Annotated in this window: 18 protein-coding genes and 1 pseudogene; 15 read left to right on the top strand and 4 right to left on the bottom strand. The window is 34.7% G+C overall.

Annotation, left to right across the window (positions count from 1 at the left end; translation table 11 throughout):
* Positions 1–17 precede the first annotated feature (17 nt).
* Positions 18–1,244 carry an EAL domain-containing protein gene (locus ACLKMH_RS17615; protein ID WP_413702389.1) on the top strand — a complete coding sequence of 409 codons (1,227 nt, stop codon included), beginning with the start codon at positions 18–20 and terminating at the stop codon, positions 1,242–1,244.
* Between the two features lie 879 nt (positions 1,245–2,123).
* Here ACLKMH_RS17615 and ACLKMH_RS17610 read toward each other — a convergent pair.
* From ACLKMH_RS17610 to ACLKMH_RS17595, 4 genes are all read right to left on the bottom strand, one after another.
* Entirely contained in the window at positions 2,124–3,476 is a 1,353-nt protein-coding gene (locus ACLKMH_RS17610; protein WP_413699297.1) for a hypothetical protein, read from the bottom strand.
* On the bottom strand, positions 3,473–3,964 hold the full coding sequence (locus ACLKMH_RS17605; RefSeq protein ID WP_413699296.1) for a hypothetical protein: 492 nt from the start codon (positions 3,962–3,964) through the stop codon (positions 3,473–3,475). The genes ACLKMH_RS17610 and ACLKMH_RS17605 overlap by 4 nt, the downstream gene beginning before the upstream one ends.
* 284 nt (positions 3,965–4,248) lie before the next feature.
* A complete protein-coding gene (locus ACLKMH_RS17600; RefSeq protein WP_413699295.1) occupies positions 4,249–4,689 on the bottom strand; it encodes a hypothetical protein in 441 nt (146 codons plus the stop codon).
* Entirely contained in the window at positions 4,686–5,006 is a 321-nt protein-coding gene (locus tag ACLKMH_RS17595) for a hypothetical protein (protein WP_413699294.1), read from the bottom strand. The genes ACLKMH_RS17600 and ACLKMH_RS17595 overlap by 4 nt, the downstream gene beginning before the upstream one ends.
* Before the next feature lie 1,654 nt (positions 5,007–6,660).
* On the opposite strand from ACLKMH_RS17595, the gene ACLKMH_RS17590 reads away from it, so the two are divergent.
* The 14 genes and pseudogenes from ACLKMH_RS17590 (at position 6,661) to ACLKMH_RS17525 (ending at position 18,114) form a co-directional block, all read left to right on the top strand.
* Positions 6,661–7,824, top strand: coding sequence for an McrB family protein (locus tag ACLKMH_RS17590; protein ID WP_413699293.1), 1,164 nt, complete (start codon positions 6,661–6,663; stop codon positions 7,822–7,824).
* Positions 7,784–8,116 carry a hypothetical protein gene (locus ACLKMH_RS17585; protein WP_413699292.1) on the top strand — a complete coding sequence of 111 codons (333 nt, stop codon included), beginning with the start codon at positions 7,784–7,786 and terminating at the stop codon, positions 8,114–8,116. The genes ACLKMH_RS17590 and ACLKMH_RS17585 overlap by 41 nt, the downstream gene beginning before the upstream one ends.
* Before the next feature lie 202 nt (positions 8,117–8,318).
* On the top strand, positions 8,319–8,942 hold the full coding sequence (locus ACLKMH_RS17580; RefSeq protein WP_413699291.1) for a 5-methylcytosine restriction system specificity protein McrC: 624 nt from the start codon (positions 8,319–8,321) through the stop codon (positions 8,940–8,942).
* On the top strand, positions 8,932–9,507 hold the full coding sequence (locus ACLKMH_RS17575) for an McrC family protein (RefSeq protein ID WP_413699290.1): 576 nt from the start codon (positions 8,932–8,934) through the stop codon (positions 9,505–9,507). The genes ACLKMH_RS17580 and ACLKMH_RS17575 overlap by 11 nt, the downstream gene beginning before the upstream one ends.
* A gap of 1,723 nt (positions 9,508–11,230) precedes the next feature.
* The gene (locus ACLKMH_RS17570; protein ID WP_413699289.1) at positions 11,231–11,425 is read left to right on the top strand and encodes a helix-turn-helix domain-containing protein; all 195 of its coding nucleotides are present in this window, start codon (positions 11,231–11,233) and stop codon (positions 11,423–11,425) included.
* Positions 11,426–12,016 carry a DUF1819 family protein gene (locus ACLKMH_RS17565; RefSeq protein WP_413699288.1) on the top strand — a complete coding sequence of 197 codons (591 nt, stop codon included), beginning with the start codon at positions 11,426–11,428 and terminating at the stop codon, positions 12,014–12,016.
* Position 12,017: 1 nt separating this feature from the next.
* Positions 12,018–12,639: pseudogene (locus tag ACLKMH_RS17560) on the top strand (DUF1788 domain-containing protein).
* Positions 12,640–12,669: 30 nt separating this feature from the next.
* The gene (locus ACLKMH_RS17555) at positions 12,670–13,398 is read left to right on the top strand and encodes a DUF6079 family protein (protein ID WP_413699287.1); all 729 of its coding nucleotides are present in this window, start codon (positions 12,670–12,672) and stop codon (positions 13,396–13,398) included.
* The gene (gene brxC / locus ACLKMH_RS17550; RefSeq protein ID WP_413699286.1) at positions 13,382–14,965 is read left to right on the top strand and encodes a BREX system P-loop protein BrxC; all 1,584 of its coding nucleotides are present in this window, start codon (positions 13,382–13,384) and stop codon (positions 14,963–14,965) included. Before ACLKMH_RS17555 ends, brxC begins: the two co-directional genes overlap by 17 nt.
* Positions 14,966–14,978: 13 nt before the next feature.
* Positions 14,979–16,241: a hypothetical protein gene (locus ACLKMH_RS17545; RefSeq protein WP_413699285.1), complete on the top strand. Its 1,263-nt coding sequence runs from the start codon at positions 14,979–14,981 to the stop codon at positions 16,239–16,241.
* Positions 16,238–16,636 carry an AAA family ATPase gene (locus ACLKMH_RS17540; RefSeq protein ID WP_413699284.1) on the top strand — a complete coding sequence of 133 codons (399 nt, stop codon included), beginning with the start codon at positions 16,238–16,240 and terminating at the stop codon, positions 16,634–16,636. The genes ACLKMH_RS17545 and ACLKMH_RS17540 overlap by 4 nt, the downstream gene beginning before the upstream one ends.
* Positions 16,606–17,355, top strand: coding sequence for an AAA family ATPase (locus tag ACLKMH_RS17535; protein WP_413699283.1), 750 nt, complete (start codon positions 16,606–16,608; stop codon positions 17,353–17,355). The genes ACLKMH_RS17540 and ACLKMH_RS17535 overlap by 31 nt, the downstream gene beginning before the upstream one ends.
* Complete coding sequence (locus ACLKMH_RS17530) at positions 17,352–17,612, top strand: hypothetical protein (protein ID WP_413699282.1); 261 nt, start codon at positions 17,352–17,354, stop codon at positions 17,610–17,612. The genes ACLKMH_RS17535 and ACLKMH_RS17530 overlap by 4 nt, the downstream gene beginning before the upstream one ends.
* 283 nt (positions 17,613–17,895) lie before the next feature.
* Entirely contained in the window at positions 17,896–18,114 is a 219-nt protein-coding gene (locus tag ACLKMH_RS17525; protein WP_413699281.1) for a hypothetical protein, read from the top strand.
* The last annotated feature ends 1 nt before the right edge of the window (position 18,115 follow it).

The raw sequence follows: 18,115 nt of genomic DNA, 5'->3' as shown, positions 1-18,115 counted from the left end.
GTCATGCAGATCATGCGATGTACCAATCTAAGCTATTGGGTAAAAATAGATCACAACTCTATAACCCAGATTATGAACAACGTATTATTAAAAAGAACCTTCAATTAAAAGAGATTGAGCAAGCCTTAATTAATAATGAGTTCCAATTATATTATCAGCCAAAAGTTAACATGGTGACTGGTGACGTATTTGGTGTTGAAGCCCTGATTCGCTGGTTACATCCGAAAAAGGGACTCATTCCTCCGCTCGATTTTTTGTCCACAATTGATGCAACACCATTAGAAATTAAAGTAGGGGACTGGGTTATAAGTGAAGCATTAAAACAGCTTAATGACTGGCAACAACAAGGCTTAAAGCTTGAGGTGAGTGTAAATATATCATCAAATCACTTAACCTCTCCTTCGTTTTTTATGGGACTTGAAAATAGGTTAGCCAAATATGATGCTTCTAATGCAAAATATCTACAGTTAGAAATTCTGGAAAGCTCAGCTTTAGCTGATATCAATACAATTAATCATATTGTTAATACGTGTCAAGAACGACTAGGTGTTAGTTTTGCATTAGATGATTTTGGGACGGGGTATTCCTCATTGACTCATTTACGTAATCTACCCGTTGATACTATCAAGATAGATCGTAGCTTTGTTCGCGATATATTAGATGACCCTAGTGATTACTCCATTATTAACAGTGTGATTGCTTTAACTAAATCATTTAATCGTAATGTTATTGCAGAAGGAGTAGAAAGTACTAATCATGGTTTAATTTTATTACTTATGGGATGTGAACAAGCCCAAGGTTATGGCATTGCTAAACCGATGCCTGCAGATAAATTTAAACAATGGTTAGACAGTTATCAGCCTAATAATAGTTGGGTAGAAAGCGCAAATATAGAACGTAACAAAAAACAAAGTAGTTTAGATATATTCCGAATAGTAAGTACTTATTGGAAAGATAGATTTGAAAGGAATATTTTATTATCGCCAGATAATTTATTACCGTGGCCGATTATGGATAATCAACAATGTCAGTGTGCTCATTGGATTAATCAACAAAAGCAAGAAAAACTATTTGAAAAAAATGCTTTATTACAGTTGGAAAAATCATATCAAGATGTTCATTTTATTGCCAGCTCAATAAAAGCTAAATACAATCAGGGAGAAATTGAGACTGCGCGAACAATGTTATCAAGTTTAACCATTGCTTTTGAGGGAATGCTTACAATAACTGAGTCATTTCAGTAAAAATTTGTAATAAACATTATGAAAGGGGATGTAAAAGGTAAATTGAACCAATGTAGGCCCAATGTGGACACCAAAAACAAAAAATCCCCATAACCTATTGATTATGGGGATTTTGATGTGGTGGAGATGGGGGCCTTCGAATTGGTTGTGTATCTCCATGATATTAAACGGTTATTTTTTTATTTTGTGTGGTGGTATTGCTTATGGTATTGCTTTTTTGAAAAGTCATATGTTTTTTTTGCTTTAAGTCATTGCAGAATATATGCAATTTGCAGGATGTTATATCATTATAAGTCCTAATAAGAAAATAATGCTAGTATTTTCTTTAAAGAGCAATACTACTTTAATTTACAAGTGAAACATCCATTCAATGAGTACTTAGTACCAATAAAAGAATGCTTTCACTTTAAACAAATGGCTCAATGAATCACGGAGTGATTGCCAACTTAAATAGACTAATTACCTTTTGATATAAATCTGGGCACATAGACACCTTAATCGGAAAAAGTAGTTGGTTACACATGTATGAAGCACGAGACAAAGGCGACTGTTTTATTCCGCTTAAATAATTTGTTAGAAGTTTGCTCTGATGCACTGATGCACTGATGCACTGGTACTTTGACCCAAAAAACACCATTAGACGTATCGTAGGTATCATATATGTATTCATTCTTAATTCCTCCATTTTGCCGACCATAAACCTTAATATTATTTTCATTGAAATATAGATATGATAATTGAATGACTTCACCTGTATTTCTAGCTTTTTTGAAAAATAAGGCCGTTTCTTGAGACTTTCCGTCATCTTTTGGCTTTGAATTGTTTTGTGAAAATACGTTAGTTATTTTTGCGCCTTTTACAAAGAAATATTCTACAAAGTTATATATCTTCACCTTTGAAGGAAGGAGATTTAGGCCAACTCAATGGCTCATCCCAGCCCTTAGTATCTTTAGATACTCCAACACTATTTAACCAATCTTGCTTTGTTATTGAATCAGTTTTTTTACAATATGAAACTAGCATGTCATTAAGGTTCTTAAGGCCTGCATGGTTCCACTCACTGTTCGAAGGTGGCAATCCATTAGTCAATTTAAACAAATGACTCATGGCCGTTATAGTCTCTTCATGAAAACTACCATCCTTCTTTATCCAACAATTATGACCATGTCTAAATTTTCTCTTGTCTAAAGTTGCCTTAACATGCTTCCATTCAGTAAAAGATAATTTAGGGAAGGATTTAATAGTCGCAGTAAGATCTTTGTCTATAAGAGTTTTTTGAAAAGCTGGCTTATCTAAGCATCCCCCGGAGTTGTAGAACCAAAGATCACAACTCATAGCAAAATCTCGCATACTTAATCCAAGTTTTTTGGAGAAAGTAGATGAAATGGAAGTTGCTCCTGATTGAGTATCCAAGCCTATTTCTCGTGCTTTTGTATCTGTAACAACTATCCCTTTCGTGAAACGCAATAATTTAATTAAGCCTAGGAGTAAACTGCGATTAATTTGAAGTTCAGCGCCACTCCCCGTAACACCGGTGCGAGCTATAAGTGGCATTTGTACACGCTTCAAAAGATTATTTTGTTCTTTCTCTGATAGATGAGTATAAAAAGCGTCTCTGAACCCCTTCTCTAAGTGTGGAGTCAACTTATTCAAGGAGAGTGGAATATGACCTTTACGACTTAAAAACTCATCAACTGAGTTTTTAAGTGAAGTTAAAATTGTGTTTTTGTCCCAGTGACCAATTGGCTTATTTATCTGTTGAGTAGTGAATACTGGTTTATTCGGCTTTACACCCATTGACTTACGAATATATTCTAATGTTTCAATTAAATTTAATTTAAATCGGTCTTCTTGTTGCAATGTGATCACTGGTATACCATTAAATTTATATAAATCTAACTTCTGTAAATTTCTTGATGCGTATTCTTGAGCTGTCTTTCCATTATGTTCTTGACTGCTATCCACCATCTCCACTTCAACAACTAGTGTCCCGTTCAAGAAGAAGTCTGCCGTATATTTTCTGCCTGGTATCAGTAGAACCTGAGTCTCTATAGTATGTAACCAACTAGATGGGTGACTTTTCTCCGTAAGTAATGCGTGATACAAATCGGCCTCCGCCTGAGAACCTACAACCGTTCCATCATTACACTTAACTGACCTATTTCCCCTAATGCCAATTTCTTGGTATAACCCTTTCAAACCACCAAAATGTATGTAAATATCTCCAATCAATTTCTCGTGTTTTTTTGAAGGTCGCTACGGCTTGGATAGCGACCAAACTGGCTCTTTAAAGACTTATATTTAGCAATAGTTTCATTCTTTGTCAGACGTTTCCTCACACGCGGAGCTAATGTTAAGCCTAACTCCTCGCCAATCTGATACCAATTAATGCCAAGATTATAAGCATTATCTCTAATCTGTGAATGAGAAGGATGATTTGCCGGTGGTTTCCATTGTTTTTCAAAATTAATAATTGTTGGCCAAACTGTCCAGCCCAAACATTGCTCACGCAAGTAGTCAAAAAAACCTTCTTTGGTATGAAGCTGTACAGAAACTTTTGGATCAATTCGTTTAATAATTATACTTAGAAACTCTTTCAACCCACCATAAAAGATTGGGATAAGCAAAGTGTCTAAAGGCTTAGTCGACAGTTCTAATTTTGCTTTCTTTAAAGCTTTAGATTTATCATAACCCTGAATAAATTTTTTGTTCCAATTCATTCGCAAAGTCCGCGGAGTGTAAGTTGACCTCAAAGTATTCTTGATATCTGGAATTTGAAGTAAATAAGATAATAGCGCACCATGTCTACAGTCTCTTCGTTCTGGTGGTTCAATTGGCTGGATAGAACTCTCTGCACAGGTCAATACATCTGGATAATCACGGAGTATGTATAAACATAGATTTTTGACATCAGCCTCTATTTCATGGCTATATGGCAATTGCTGACACCGACTTTTAATAGGCTCCCAAATTGACGGTTCTAGCTGTTTATCTGAAACCTCATCTAGAAGTGAAGGCTTTTGCTGAGTATTACCTCTCCAAGTGTCAAGTGCTTTAAAAAGACTCCCCAATACAGAGTTAGCAACTCTTTCTCAAGTGGCTTTTCCTCAAACTCTGACTCAAATTCTTCATAAGAAAGGGTCCGTATAACATCGGGCTGAGTTATTATCTTATTTTCCGATTTCTTTCTCTTATCTACGAAGCGCTTTACAATACGATTTCTCAGGCCTTTCGGAGACAGCTTTACACCTCCTGCTGAGTCCTGAATTTGATATCGAATGCACAACTCACACCATATTTTTGTAGATTGCGCTATCTTTTTACTTTCAAGTTTTAGATTTAGGCCATCAGATAATTTGAGTGGGTGATCGCTAGCTAATCTAGTCAAATCATTTTTCAACCGATTTGAAAGCTTATAGTTACCAAACTCTATTATTGTATTCATTTATTAAACATTTCCTGTTGGTCATTATTATACCAGGATGATAAAAATACAATTATGTGTGGAAATTCAAGGAATTTATTGAATAATAAACCCTTAGTAACGGCAGTGGAATCTCTTAAATGAAAACGTACTATTGCTGATAGAAATTTGGATACATCACTAGGAATTTCAGTACCTTTTTTAAAGTATTCAACTAGAGTTGGAACAACTGTAACATTACGAATTTTTGTTTTTGAAATTTTTTTTTCAAGAGCTTTTTTAACGATCTCCCGAACATTCTTTAGCATGGTTAATATACGTTTGTTTAGTTGTTTCATCGATTCCTCTCTCTCTGTTGACATTTTAATAATTAGTGTATACTTATATATATCAATTGGTTACGATTATTTTTGTTAATATAGTCTACAATTATTTTAATTGGTAGTAGTTTTAATAAATATATTTTTGAAACTTTATTTGGTATGTAAAATAAAAGTTGACACTATACATAAAATAAAGCGCTGTTTTTGCATACAGTGTTTTGTGATTATTTAGTGTACAGTTTTAATGCAGGTGAATATGGTTTTTATTATTACAGTAGGGCTAAATTCTATAATTTGTACGTGGAAAATTAATCCAAAATCAGAGCTATCTAGGTCAGCTTGATGCTGATCCGTACTGGCGTAATAATATTTGGAGAATAAAAAATGATTTCAACACAAATAATGTTAATAACTGATACCGCATTTAGGTTAAATATAACCATTGAAACGGTCTTACAATATTTATTTGATCTATATTTAGATGAGGAATTTGAGTTTTTTTGGAGCTCATGTCTAATGAGGATGTAGACAATATTTTGAGAAAAGATGAGGAGATGAGTTAAACTCATTGAGGGAGAAGTTATATTTCTTCCTCAATTTTAAATATAAATGTTGGATATCGTTCAATGTATTATGAAGACATTTGTTTTGTGAAAATTCATGAATAGGTTTGGAGAATATTTATTTAAAAGGTAATTTCGGTTTATACCTACGAATTAAAGTCAAGGTTTTGAGTTTTAATTGTTAATATATTAGGTTCTCCTAATTTTTTAAAATTCTCATTTTAATAGATAAATCATTTTTATGTGATTTATTGAGTTCGTTTCGACCAGGAAATCTTTAATCTAACTTGTAATTTCTTTCTTGAACTCTTTTTTCTTGCCCCTGTGTCAGGATGGTTTTTATACATTATCAGATGATGGTTCAGCCACTTCTTATTGTAACATTTCTGTTTTGGCCCCAAAATATAATATCTATTAACCTAACCTATTAAATTATATATAATGTATTGCTATGAACTTCGTGGCATTGTTGAATTTTCAAGATACAAATATATGCTATTAAGCCTTGTTTTATTGAAATTCATTAATGACAATTTACAACGCACCATAATGGTATTAAGACCAAGCTATAAAGAAGATTTGATACTGCTATTACACAAACACGGATTCCCCCAGTCGCCAATAACGATTATTACAAAGGTGTGCTAGAGAAAGCTGTGATTTATAAGAAAGGGGTTAAATTGTGCTGTCATCGACTGATATAGTAAAGGCTTTGTCTAAACTTGGGTGTCCAAGTCCGAAAATGTCTCCTCCTGCCTACGCATTTGAGTACGATTTTGGAGATAGTAAATACCTTTATGTTAAAAGGGGAAAGGGGGAGTAGACGTAGCGAAATTACCATTGGTTCTACATCCAAGTAGTAGACATTTACAAAACCAGATCGATAAAATTGAAGGAGTTTATGTTGACTGGTCGAATATGAGCAAAAGTACCAGCTTCAGAAAATATCCAAAATTTGACGAGAATAAATCACAGTATGGTTTTGCTACAAACATTGAATCCGTTAAAGCGATAAAGAGCCTAATGAGTGTTCTTTTTGATAGAGATAATGTAGTCCCCCAAAAACTCAGATTGATATGGACAAAGCAGATAAAAGGAACTTGTCGATGATTTCACTTAATCAAATTCTTTATGGTCCTCCGGGAACCGGTAAAACGTACCACACTATTGAAGTCGCTGTTCAAGCCGCTGACCCAGAGTTCTTCTTTAACTTGAATATCGATCCTAAAATTGGATTGTCTAAAGAGTTGCGCACTAAGCTAACGAAAAAATATAAAAAGCTAACTGATGCTAAACGCATTCGATTCGTTACCTTTCATCAAAGTTACGGCTATGAGGAGTTTGTAGAGGGACTGAGCGCAACCACAACTGATAGCGGGCAAGTAAAATACGCTATTAAAGATGGGATTTTTAAGATTATTGCTGGTGCGGCTAGAAAGAACTTAGAGGATAGTCAAAAAGAACAGGAAGAATTTAATCAAGAGCAAAGGTTTGCTCTTGCTTTAGAAGCTTTTAAGTTGTCCATCTTTGAAACGTCTGATGCATTCACCCTCACTGATGCTGTTTCCATTGTTGCCATCGAGGAAGAGGGCTTTCGTTACAGTGGCGATTGGAAGTCTTCTCAAATTATGAAGTTTGAAGACTTAAAGTGTCTTTACCTTGCTGGAGCAAATAGCAGACAAGATATCAAACAAAGTGACTTTGTATCTGGTTTAGCAAGGCAACATGCGAGTTACTTTTTTAAGGCTCTTAAACAAATAGAAAAACATATTCCGAAAGAGCTTCCTGCATCAGAAAAATGTGCTAAACAAAACTATGTATTAGTGATTGATGAAATCAACCGTGGCAACATCTCTAAAATATTTGGAGAGTTAATTACGCTTATAGAACCTAGTAAGCGAATGCATGCAGGTAAGAGTACTAATGATGAATATCTTGAAATCAGTCTGACTCATAGCAAACCACTATTCTCTGTCCCTGATAACCTTTATCTCATCGGCACAATGAATACAGCAGATCGATCGTTAGCAATGATGGACACCGCACTGCGTCGTCGTTTTGATTTTGTTGAAATGATGCCTAATCCGGATCTATTCACTGGTCATACGATTGAATGGCAAAACCAACAAATAAATTTGAAACATTTGCTCGAAGCAATCAATAAACGTATCGAAGTGTTGTATGACCGTGAACACACTCTTGGTCACGCCTTCTTATTTCCAGCGTATAATGCTCGCAAGCGAAGGCAAGAACAAGCTTGCATTTACTGAATTAAAAGAGGCATTTAAAAATAAAATCATCCCTCTACTTGAAGAGTACTTCTATGAAGATTGGAACAAGATACGATTAGTACTTGGTGACAGCTTGAAAAATGATGAAAGCTTAAGGTTCCTTGACGGTCATGAGGACTTATACTCTGACTTGTTCGGTGGAGAACATGGTTTAGAACTTTATGAAGAAAAGAAAATTACCTATAAGATAAAGCCTTTTCATTGCGATGATGCAGTATGGGATGACGCGAAAGCTTACACTGGCATATACACAATAGGCATTAATGAGTGAGCCTTTTGAATGCTAAGAATGTAATAACTCTGTTTGAGTTCGACTGCTTAGTGAGTGAAAAAGAGGCAAAAAAACTGGATATGATTCATCTGAGTATTCACATATTCAGGTGGTCTCAAACACTGCTTATGGTTACCTTAAATCCATTTGCCTAAGTAATGAGAGTGAAAGTAAGCTACTGCGACTGCGTCGCCGTCGTAATATGGAAGTTTTACAAGTCCAAAACTATGCAGGAGTGATATTTACACCTGACAGGACTCAAATTGAAGTGCTACCTAAAATCGGTAAAGGCTTTAATGATGAAAATGCAGACAATAACGAGGTTGCCTTCACTAAGGCGCGTAAATCTTTACTGATTATGTTGAGATCTTTAAAAGGTTTTTCTCATATTCAAACTTCAAGTGCTAATATTGCAAGCCAGAAAATGCCACTACTCGAAGTGTTCATAAGCCAGTTTTTAAATTCGGTGAATGTGTTAATAAAGCGTGGATTAAGGAGTGACTTTGTTCGTCGGAAAGATAATCTATCTTTCTTGAAGGGGAAGCTCAATGTGGGCAACCAGGTTAAACACAATTTCATCAATAAGCATAAATTCTCTTGTGAGTATGATGAATTTTTACTAGATCGCCCTGCAAATCGTTTACTTCATTCAGCCTTATTAAAAGTGAAGACAATTAGTCATAGTGCTTTGAATCAAAAACTTCTTCAAGAATTAGAGTTCGTTTTTCATGAGGTGCCAAAAAGTGGTGATTACAAACTGGATTTTACCAAAGTCAAACTAGATAGGGGTATGGAACTACTATCAGGTGCCATTGGTGTGGTGTAAATTGATATTAGAAGGTTTTTCTCCGCAGAGTATGAAAGGTGAAACGCACACAGTATCTTTATTATTCCCAATGGAGAAAGTGTTTGAAGACTACGTTGCCAAGGTATTAAGAGATCAGTTAGCGGTTAGTCACCCAAAATTTATCATAAATACACAAGTTACCGGCGAGTACTTAGCTCGATATGATGGTCGAGATAAATTCAATTTACGGCCTGATTTGGTAATTAAACAAGCAAAGACCAACCTAATTGTACTCGATACTAAATGGAAGCTTCTTGATTCCAAATTAAGTAATTCAAATATCTCCCAATCAGATATCTATCAGTTATTTGCCTATGCGAAAAAGTACCTTGGAGATGAGAATAGCGGAAAAGATGTCGTGCTGATTTACCCTAGCCAAGATAACTTTGATGAACCATTAATTAGTCCATTTGATTTGGGTGATGGGCATAGGTTGTGGATAGTGCCGTTTGAAATCATTAACACCGACGCAGTAGGCGTAAAATGGCCTTTTAAGGCTAAGGAAAGTAATGCAGTACCAATTGCGTACAGTCAAATAGAATAAGCCTGTTACATTACTCGTGGCTTTATCTTAAATAGCTAAGGCTATAAAGTAGGGGGCTTTAAATTAACATGATGTTATTGACTTTTGAATCAATAAATAAAATATTAGGACGGTATGGTGTAATGCGCCCATAAATTCTTGCTTCGATCATGAGTTAAAAAAATTGAAATGAAAAATATTAGAATGCATTGAAATTAGGGAGCTAAGGAATGTATTACGTACTATATAAACGTAGTCGATATTTATTCGCAAAATCATACAAATTTTACGAAAAATAATTTAGCTAATTTGGATTTATTTTAATAAGCTCTCGCAATGCATGAGTGTAACAAAAAGAAATTTCACATTATGGTAGTGTGGACTAAAAAGAGGTATTTTATGCATTTGAGGTAGACGATCCTCCCTGAGAGGCAGGCGAAGCGCCCTAAGAGGCAGAAGAATTAGTGCCTACTTTCTGCAAACATGCTTGGAAAAACACATTCAGACCGATTCATACCTTATATTAGTTATATAATAGTTATAATAATTATAATAGTTATAATAGTTATAACATATTTTTTATAATCGATCACCATAATTTGAAATTTTTTTGGTTATTTTGTTGTGCTCCTCTCTTTTCTGGTGGTTATTTATATTGACAATTCGTAATTATTTGATATGGAGTGTCATGAGGTTTTTACACTAATCAAGAGTGAAACTAAACTTTATTTGTTTCAATTTTTTGTCTTAAATAACTAACATATTGCAATAATTTGTGACGTGGTTTTATCTTTCAATTGAGCCCTGCGAAAGTTGGCATATTTCAAAAGATGCTTACTGTTTATTAAAGTATAAAATCCATGTTATTTATTTTTGTTTTTTAGAAAAATTTAAATTCCTGTTTTTTAAAACTTAAACAGATCTAAATTAACGTTAAAATTTGTAATTAATGTTTTTGCACTTTATTGGATATTTATCGGAATCATTCAAAGTATTATAGGAACATTATTGTCAGTTAGTTTAAAAAACTGATGTGATTTATTATATTCTCTCCAATGGTTTTTAAGGCTTTTTTATTTTCTTATTCCTCGTTACATGGTTTATGTGCCTTTATTACTTAGGTTGCTTTTGAGCGCTCCCTATGAGCATTTATTAGCGCAATGTATAATTATTCTATTTATCTAGGTGAAAGAAAATTTATTTTGGTTTTTGGTACAACTTACTTTTCATTTAATAATAAATGTTAATTAAACTTCGTGGATTATTGTTAACTCTTTTTGATTAAGTTGGTAGTCGCCTACTCAGAAGTTTTCTTCTTCTCAATAATTATTCGTTTCATATAAATATCATTAAACGTTATTGATAGTAAATCTGATATTCGCAACACGATCTTTAACCTAATATGTTACATGTCAGGAATCGGGTTGCCATATCGACGCCTAATAAGCGACTAATTAAATTAACCCTTTTACTATTTACAGCTTGTTTTTTTTCATATTTTTAATCATATGTAATTAAACTTACTATAAATTTATATTTGTTTATAAATATTCGTAATTACATAACAAACTGACAGTGGGGATATATGCTTAAATTTATTAAACACTGTCTAATTAGATTTAATCAGTCTTAATCGGCTTTAATCAGATTAAAGTAGGCTTCTTTTTATGGGGCTATATACTTGATATTACAACTATGCGATATTAAGTAATATATAGAATATTAATTACTTAATGGAAAAAAGATGACTGATCGTTGGCTCTCTGTTGAAGATATAGCAAAGCACTTAGGTGTAAGCAAAGATACTATTTATGCTTGGCGAGAGAAAAAGGGCTTACCTGGGCACCGAATAGGTCGATTTTGGAAATTTAAAGCTCATGAAGTAGATGATTGGGTTAGAAATGGTGATGTTGCTGACAGCTCTGAAGGGGCAAATTAAATGGCTGATACCAAAAATAAGTTGTCACTTACTTTAAGACCAGCACTGGTTCGTGAAAACCTCATTATTGCAGAGGAATATAATAAGTTTAAGGACTGGAATCAGGTTCGGGCAGAAGTCTTAGGTAATAACCTTTTACAAGCTAGGACAGAAAGTACCTTAAAAACAATATATGGTGAAGTATCCAAGCGACTCATGAATTTAACTGATGATGAATTAGCATTAATGACAGAATCTGATGCTGATGTTAAGCATTTAGTTTGGTTAGCTATTTGCCGCCAATATTTATTTACGTATCAATTTGCGGTTGAAGTCTTATCTGAGTATTTTGATAAAAGTCGATTCCAATTATTCACAGAAGATTATATTGCTTTTTTAAATGCGAAAGCTGAATGGCATAGTAACCTCGATAAAATTACTGAGCAATCCAGGTACAAAGCTCAGCAAATCATGTTTAAAATGCTAGTTGAGTGCGATTTAATTACTAAAGAAAAAGAAATTCTACATCAGCACATATCTCCGAAACTTAGAGAGCTTATACAACAGAAAAATGCTGATGATTTAGCTATTTTCCCTGGGGAGTATAGCTAATATGGCTGGGAAGTTTAATAGCGTTTTAACCAAAGCCAATCTCCGTGACGCATACGTACATTTAACTGATGTACTTGCTAGTGATCCTTTTCGAAATATGGAAGGACTAAACGGGGATATACCTTTTCATATTTGTCCATTCGAGCCGTCACTTCAAAATGATATCAACCTACTCGTAAAGCAAATCACAAATTACTTAATTGACGCCCGAGTTAAAGTTTTGGAAGTCAATTTATATGACCTAGTTATAGAGTTATGTAAGGAAGAAGATGACTGGGAGTGGCTGTTGGAAAATGAAGCCTCTATGTCTAAGCAGGAATTTAAAGAAGAAATTCAAGGTATTATTGACACTAAAACGATTCTGATCCCGGCTATGGTAAAAAAATGTCAGATAGTAATTTTGATATTTTAATCATTACAGGAGTTGGTGAAGTTTATCCCTATATTAGATCAAGTAACCTTCTTGAAAACCTTCAAATTAAAGCCAAAGAAAAACCAACATTAATGTTTTACCCGGACAATATAAGCACTCCGTTGAAAAAGGGACTTCTTTAGTTTTATTCGGGACTTTAGAAGACGACAAATATTACAGAGCTTTTAACATTTTAGATCGTGCAATATAACAAGCTAAAAATAGGATTAAACAACAGACTATGAAGTTATCTCAATTATTTGCAAAAAAAGTAGACAGACCAATTGAAGGTGTCATTAAAGCTGATGACGATGTTGCGTTATATCTTGAACTTGATGAGTACGTTATAACTGATGAGGTCGCCAAGCGACTGGACATATTTTTGGATGCATACCTGAATTATAATGGTGCTAACGGTGTATGGGTCTCTGGCTTTTTTGGTTCGGGTAAGTCTCATTTATTGAAAATGCTTGCATTACTGCTAGAGAATGCTTCTATCGAAGATATAACCCCTTTAGATATTTTCTTAGAGAAGCGCCCTTTAAATGAAGGAGGAATCTTTGCAAATGATCTTAAGCGTGCTGTGGGTATACCTTCACAAAGCATTCTATTTAATATTGACCAAAAAGCAGATGTTATAAGCAAAACAGAGCTTGATGCATTACTTGCTGTATTCGTAAAAGTATTCGATGAACATTGTGGTTTTTATGGAAAGCAAGCTTATATAGCTCAGTTTGAAAGAGAGCTCAAAGATGATGGTTTATTAGAAGGTTTCATTAGCACATTTGAATCTATTAGCAAAATGGATTGGACAAAAGGTCGTGCAAGAGCAAAACGCATGGCGGATGCTGTTGATAAAGCATATAACCAAGTATCAGGTCAGTCTGTCACTGGAATCCTAGATAAATACCGTGAAGACTACAGACTTTCAATTGAAGACTTTGCAGAAACAAGTGCAAAGCTATATTGAAAAACAAGAAAAAGGCTTCAGGTTAAACTTCTTTGTCGATGAAGTAGGGCAATATATTGCAGGCAACATTAAGCTGATGACTAACCTTCAAACGGTGGCTGAAAGTTTAGCCACAAAATGTAAAGGTCAAGCTTGGGTGATTGTTACTGCGCAAGAAGATATGTCAAAAGTTATTGGTGAAGCTGAGCAAAGTAGTGAAAACGATTTTACAAAAATACAAGCTCGCTTTAAAAACAGAATGAAGCTAACCAGTCAAGATGTTGCAGAGGTCATTCAGCGTCGATTACTTGATAAAAAAGACGAATTTATTCCTCTGTTAACAGACTTATATCATCAGCAAGAAAACAACTTTAAAACATTGTTTGATTTTGCTGATGGCTCGCAGTCATACCGTAACTTTAAAGACAGAGATCACTTTTTACAAAGTTACCCGTTTATCCCGTATCAATTTGGTCTTTTCCAGTCAGCAATTCAAAACCTTTCAAGCCATAGCGCATTTGAAGGTAAGCATAGCTCTGTTGGTGAGCGTTCAATGCTTGGTGTTTTCCAAGAAGTAGCAATCGCGATCAAAGATCATAATCTTGGTGAACTAGCCACGTTTGATTTGATGTTTGAAGGTATCCGCACTGCACTTAAAACGGCAAATCAACAGTCTATATTAAAAGCAGAACTTCAATTAGATAACAAGTTTGCAGTGAGCTTATTAAAGGCACTGTTTTTAGTTAAATACGTTAAAGAATTCAAACCAACAATCCGAAACCTATGTGTATTAATGCATGATAGTTTCTCGCGAGATATCCCTTCATTAAAACTCGAAGTTGAAGAAGCTCTGAACTTGTTAGAGAAAGAAACGTATATTCAACGAAATGGAGATTTGTTCGAATTCTTAACGGATGAAGAACAAGACATTGAAAAAGAGATCAAGAATGTAGAAATTGACTCTGATGTTATTGCTTCTGAACTTGAAAAATTGATTTATGACGGTGTATTTAAAAATAGAAAAATTCGCTGGCAAGACAATAATCAAGATTACCCATTCAGCCGAAAATTAGATGACAAAATTTCGGGTCGTGAAAATGAATTAGCAATCAATGTTATTAGTCCATTTTATGATGATAGAGCTACTATCGAAAAACACCGTTTCGACACCTTATTTTGTGATGAACTACGTATAGTTCTCCCTGATAGCGTCAGGTTGCACCGAGATTTAGTACTCTATAAACAGACTGAAAAGTATGTTGCTCACGAGACTAAAGCAACACAACAAGAAAGTATAAAGCGCATTCTTACTGAAAAGGGTATACAAAACGTTGAGCGTTTAAACCAACTTAAATCACTAACATCTAAACTTGTTGGTACTGCAAAATACTTTGTAGCAGGTGTCGAAATTGAGCTAAGTGGTGAAGATGGCCAAAGCAAAATGGTTAAAGCTTTTGGTGAGTTAATAAAACACACTTATCCAAACTTAAGAATGCTTCGCGATCATATTTATAATGAAAATCAGATTGCCGATATTATCAAAAACTCCGAACAACGTTTATTGGATAATAACACCCTCGTCGCTTGAAGCCCAGCAAGAGATGCTCTCGTTTATTCAAAGTAATAACCGAAGCGGTCTTCGTACTACTGTTAAATCGTTACTAGAAAAATTTGAAAGTAAACCTAATGGCTGGTCTTATGCCGCCATACTTTGTAACCTTGCATCTTTATGTGCTGGTGGCAAAGTAGAAGTCCGAGAGTCCACTAACTTGCTTGATGATAAAGAGCTAGTACGTGCCTTAAGAAACATGGCTACCCATGGTAACTTGATACTTGACCCTCAAGTTGAGTTTACGCCTTCACAGATTCGCGGTGTAAAAGAGTTCTATAGTGACTATTTTGAGAAAGTTGCTCATGCGACAGAAGCGAAGGCTATTGCTAAAGAGTTGCAAGAGTCTTTCGCAGAGCAGGCGACTGAGCTTGATAAGTTACAATCACAATCAGAGCAATACCCATTTTTGCGCGTACTGGCTGATATTGTATTAAAGCTTCAAGAATTTAAAACTAAGCCATATACATGGTTCATGACTGAGCTAACACAAAGTGAAGATACCTGGTTTGATTATAAAGAAAAGACGATAGATCCTATTTTAAAATTTATGAAAGGTCCTCAAAAATCTACCTTTGATAAAGCACAAAAATTGGTAATCGAGCAAAAAGCAAATATTGAATATGTTGAAGGAAATGAGTATCAACAAATAAAAGAATCTTTAGTTAGCGCAACGATATTTAAAGGAAGCGCCATCCAACAACTAAAAAGTGACACCGATACACTAGAAAACAAAATTGCAGAACAAGTCACCTTAGAACGTAAAAAAGCAGTTGGGCTAGTTAAGCATTTGCAAGATAAGTTAGAAGGTTTTGATGACTATAAGTCGTTAGATCAGGGAAAACAAGATCAATTGGTTACTGAGTTTACGCGTGCTTCTGATAAATTGAAGCGACAAACACTGATAGCGATGTTACGTGATGAAGCGAGACAATTCGAGGATCATACCTACTCAGCACAAGTTCAGAAATTAATGACATGGTCTCAACCTGCACATGCACCAAGTCCTGAGCCTAAACCAACACAGCCGTCACCAGAGTCACAACCTAGTTTGTTTGGTGATAATACGACTGAGCCTACTCTCATAGTCAAAGAACCAACCAAGTCCGAAGTAAGAAGTGTATCCGCAAAACAAATACGTGTTGACTACTCTAAGCCATGGCTTGCTAGTAAAAGTGATGTAGAAGGTTATGTTGAAGAATACAAAAAGGCATTACTAGCCGAAATTAATGATGGGAAGCACATACAGTTATGATTACAGATATATCATTAGAAAACTTTGTCGCGTTTAAGAAATTAGAACTTCAATTTACACCGGGAATAAACATTATTATCGGTGAAAATAGCTGTGGTAAAACACAGTTATTAAAGGCTATTTACGCACTGTCATCAAATCAAGATATTACTGAAAAACTCTTAAGTTTATATAAACCAAGTTCTGGAAAGTTATCTGGGATATTTTTAGAGGTGGGAAAGGGAAAGCAAAGGCGAGCATATCAGATTCGTCAGGACAGTCCTCTGCAATTGAATTTGGTTCTAGAACTGAAAAAGCAAAAAAGGAGTCTGAATTTATCGATATCGGCCTCCCTGTGCTGTTACCTACTAAAGAAGTTTTATCTTTGTTACCTGCTATTCAAGCAAGAGCAGTAACAAAGGAAGCCTTGAGTGCTTTGTTTGATGATTCAGTTGTTGACTTATGCCACATGCTTTTAACTGAACCTGATGGTGATTTAACTGAAGAAGTAAATAACGACCCTCGTTTAGGTAACATTATACCAATGCTAGTAAAAGCTATTGGCGGAAAATTTGAAATTGATGGTACTGATCATGCCTTTGTTAAAGGGGCATTTGTAGAGAAAGCCAATCCTAATATTTCTAAGGGGCAAAGTGCAAAAGTTTATGCTGATTTTAACGAGCTTATTTTCAAAAAGGAAAAGCTGTCAGAAACTTCAGTGACGATGACAGCAGAAGGATATCGAAAAATAGGTCTGTTACAGCGTCTTATTGATACTGGTGCTTTAGTTAAAGGTAAAACTAATGTCTTGCTTTGGGATGAACCTGAGTCAAATATGAATCCAATTTTAATGAAACTTCTAGTTCAGTGCATGTTGGAGCTATCTCGTAATGGCCAGCAAATTATTATCGCTACTCATGACTATGTGTTGTTGAAATGGTTTGATCTACTTATCAACGAAAATAAAGGAGATCACATTAAATATCACTCCTTATATCGAAATGAAACAGATAATTCAGTCGAAGTAATGACTACAGAGGAATACCTTGAGTTGAAACCAAACGCAATTGATGAGGCATTCGGCAATTTAATCGACCAAGAAATCGTTAATGATATGGGGAGCTTGGGGAAATGATTCCTGTAGAAAGTGACGGATTTCGATTTGAATTTGATAGTGCTATAGGTGCGTTTGTTTTTGATGAAAAAGATACAACAAAGCCAACTTTTCACGGCATGCCAATGAAAGGGGTTGATGTTGTAGCTGAATTTGAAGATGCCTATATATATGTTGAGATTAAAGAGTATAACAATGAACGTGCTTTTGAATATGATATTAATAATTCATCATCTCAAATGGAATTAACACAAAAAGAAAGCACTTTAAATGGCTAAAAGAGTATCTTAAGTATAAGTTTCGAGATTCATACTTATATAGACATGCCGAAGGAAAGGTTGATAAACCAATACATTACATATGCTTACTCACTTTTGATAACGCTTTAAACTCTAAGTTTTCAAAGTCTTTAAAACAGGAGCTTCCTGTGGGAAGTAAAAGCATAAGGTGGAATATATCATTAGCTGAAAGTTGCCAAGTGCTTAATGTGGAACGTTGGAATCAGTGTTTTCCTAAATGGCCTGTTACTAGAATTACACCGTAAGAAATGAGAATTAAGCTATGAATACATCAAGATTAAAGAAATTCGCTCAATATGCTCGTCGTAATTTAATTGAGCAAGTGCAAAGTAAATTAAAGCTAGTATTAGCTGATGAAAGCAGCGCTCGGCGTGAACACCCTAAGGCAGTTAAAGAGCTAGAACAAAAACTAAACCATTTCTCAAATAAGAAAGAAGTTGAAGATCAACTGATCGAACCAAGTGGCTTACACTTGGTTTAAT

It is taken from the genome of Psychromonas sp. KJ10-10, assembly GCF_047323245.1.
Lineage (GTDB): Bacteria > Pseudomonadota > Gammaproteobacteria > Enterobacterales > Psychromonadaceae > Psychromonas.
The sequence above is the reverse complement of the archived record's forward strand: the minus strand, read 5'-3'. Positions and strand labels throughout refer to the sequence as shown.

Excerpts from the sequence above, each read along its gene's own strand:
- ACLKMH_RS17600 (WP_413699295.1), bottom strand. The coding sequence starts at position 4,689 with ATGAATACAATAATAGAGTTTGGTAACTATAAGCTTTCAAATCGGTTG.
- ACLKMH_RS17615 (WP_413702389.1), top strand. The coding sequence starts at position 18 with ATGTACCAATCTAAGCTATTGGGTAAAAATAGATCACAACTCTATAAC.
- ACLKMH_RS17595 (WP_413699294.1), bottom strand. The coding sequence starts at position 5,006 with ATGAAACAACTAAACAAACGTATATTAACCATGCTAAAGAATGTTCGG.
- ACLKMH_RS17565 (WP_413699288.1), top strand. The coding sequence starts at position 11,426 with ATGGCTGATACCAAAAATAAGTTGTCACTTACTTTAAGACCAGCACTG.
- ACLKMH_RS17570 (WP_413699289.1), top strand. The coding sequence starts at position 11,231 with ATGACTGATCGTTGGCTCTCTGTTGAAGATATAGCAAAGCACTTAGGT.
- ACLKMH_RS17540 (WP_413699284.1), top strand. The coding sequence starts at position 16,238 with ATGATTACAGATATATCATTAGAAAACTTTGTCGCGTTTAAGAAATTA.
- ACLKMH_RS17525 (WP_413699281.1), top strand. The coding sequence starts at position 17,896 with ATGAATACATCAAGATTAAAGAAATTCGCTCAATATGCTCGTCGTAAT.
- ACLKMH_RS17585 (WP_413699292.1), top strand. The coding sequence starts at position 7,784 with ATGCTCGCAAGCGAAGGCAAGAACAAGCTTGCATTTACTGAATTAAAA.
- ACLKMH_RS17590 (WP_413699293.1), top strand. The coding sequence starts at position 6,661 with ATGATTTCACTTAATCAAATTCTTTATGGTCCTCCGGGAACCGGTAAA.
- ACLKMH_RS17555 (WP_413699287.1), top strand. The coding sequence starts at position 12,670 with ATGAAGTTATCTCAATTATTTGCAAAAAAAGTAGACAGACCAATTGAA.
- ACLKMH_RS17580 (WP_413699291.1), top strand. The coding sequence starts at position 8,319 with ATGGAAGTTTTACAAGTCCAAAACTATGCAGGAGTGATATTTACACCT.
- ACLKMH_RS17605 (WP_413699296.1), bottom strand. The coding sequence starts at position 3,964 with ATGAATTGGAACAAAAAATTTATTCAGGGTTATGATAAATCTAAAGCT.
- ACLKMH_RS17530 (WP_413699282.1), top strand. The coding sequence starts at position 17,352 with ATGATTCCTGTAGAAAGTGACGGATTTCGATTTGAATTTGATAGTGCT.
- ACLKMH_RS17545 (WP_413699285.1), top strand. The coding sequence starts at position 14,979 with ATGCTCTCGTTTATTCAAAGTAATAACCGAAGCGGTCTTCGTACTACT.